We start from the raw sequence: 1,462 nt of genomic DNA on the forward strand, positions 1-1,462 counted from the left end.
GACCAAGGGCGGGCCCAATAACGCCACCAACCTGCTGCTGTATTACGTCTACGAGAACGCCTTTTCGTTCTTCGACCGCACCATGGCGGCCACCATCACCGTGGTCATTCTGCTGGTGTTGGCGGTGGTGGCCACACTGAAGTTCACGATTCTGGACCGCAGGGCGCACTACCAATGAGCACCTCCTCTCTTCCGGTGTCGCCACGGCGCACCCTGGCGCTGCCCCGCCTGGAAACCCTGGCGGCCTGGCTGCTGGCCGTGATCTGGATCTTTCCGCTGCTTTACGCGGTGTGGGCCGCGATTCACCCGCCCGCCTACATGGTACGTTTCGACCTGCTGGCGCCTTTGACGCTGGACAACTTCACGAACGCCTGGGTCCAGGCCCCCTTTGCGCGTTACTACCTGAACACCTTCGCGCTGGTGACCGGCGTGGTACTGGCCCAGTTCGTGGTCTGCACGCTGGCCGCCTTTGCCTTTGCCCGCTTTCCGATCCCCGGCAAGAACCTGCTGTTCATGCTGGTACTGATTCAGCTGTTCGTGTTTCCCGAAGTGCTGATCGTCGAAAACTACCGTATCGCCAGCGAGCTGGGGCTGATCAATACCATCACCGGCATTGGCCTGCCCTACGTGGCCAGCGCCTTCGGCATTTTCCTGCTGCGTCAGACCTTCAAGACCATCCCCCGAGAGCTGGAGGACGCCGCCCGTATCGAGGGCTGTGGCTGGCTGGAAATCCTGTGGAAGGTCTACGTGCCGCTGGCCAAGCCCACCTATCTGGCCTACGGGCTGGTGTCGATCAGCCACCACTGGAACAACTTCCTGTGGCCACTGGTGGTGACCAACTCCGTGGAGAGCCGCCCGCTGACGGTAGGATTGGGCGTGTTCTCCGCGCCAGAAACCGGCGTCAACTGGGCCACCGTCAGCGCTGCCACGCTGCTGAGTATTGCGCCGCTGCTGGTGGCTTTTCTGCTGTTCCAGCGCCAGTTCGTGCAGTCGTTTTTACGAGCGGGGATTCGCTAACCCAACTCACTCGTGTTTTCGTGCGACAATTCTCCTTCACGCACACGACAAGGAGAGCAGCGATGCACGGCGACCCGGCAGCCCTCAAGGTACTGCAAGAAGTCTTTGGCTTTGAGCGCTTTCGTGGCCCCCAGCAGGCCATCATCGAGCACGTGACGGGCGGCGGAGACGCGCTGGTGCTGATGCCCACCGGCGGCGGCAAATCGCTGTGCTATCAGATGCCGGCGCTGCTGCGCGCCGGCACCGCCATCGTGGTCTCGCCGCTCATCGCGCTGATGCAGGACCAGGTGGCCGCGCTGATCCAGAACGGGGTGCGCGCCGCCTACCTCAACTCCAGCCTCGAGATGCATGAGGCGATGGAGGTGGAGAACCGCCTGCGCGCAGGCGAGCTGGAGCTGCGTTACATCGCGCCCGAGCGGCTGGCCACGGCGCGCGTGCAGATGCG

At 63.3% G+C, this 1,462-nt stretch carries 2 protein-coding genes; both read left to right on the forward strand.

All coding sequences use genetic code 11. The features are described 5' to 3' along the window. Window positions 1-174: 174 nt before the first annotated feature. The gene (locus FYJ24_RS12400) at window positions 175-1,017 is read left to right on the forward strand and encodes a carbohydrate ABC transporter permease (protein WP_081194773.1); all 843 of its coding nucleotides are present in this window, start codon (window positions 175-177) and stop codon (window positions 1,015-1,017) included. Window positions 1,018-1,079: 62 nt separating this feature from the next. Next, window positions 1,080-1,462: DEAD/DEAH box helicase (locus FYJ24_RS12405; RefSeq protein WP_154546731.1), on the forward strand; the 383-nt coding region annotated here is incomplete at its 3' end.

The organism is Scrofimicrobium canadense (assembly GCF_009696615.1).
Taxonomy (GTDB): domain Bacteria; phylum Actinomycetota; class Actinomycetes; order Actinomycetales; family Actinomycetaceae; genus Scrofimicrobium; species Scrofimicrobium canadense.

Coding starts and splice junctions, on each gene's coding strand:
- FYJ24_RS12400 (WP_081194773.1), top strand. CDS start 175: ATGAGCACCTCCTCTCTTCCGGTGTCGCCACGGCGCACCCTGGCGCTG.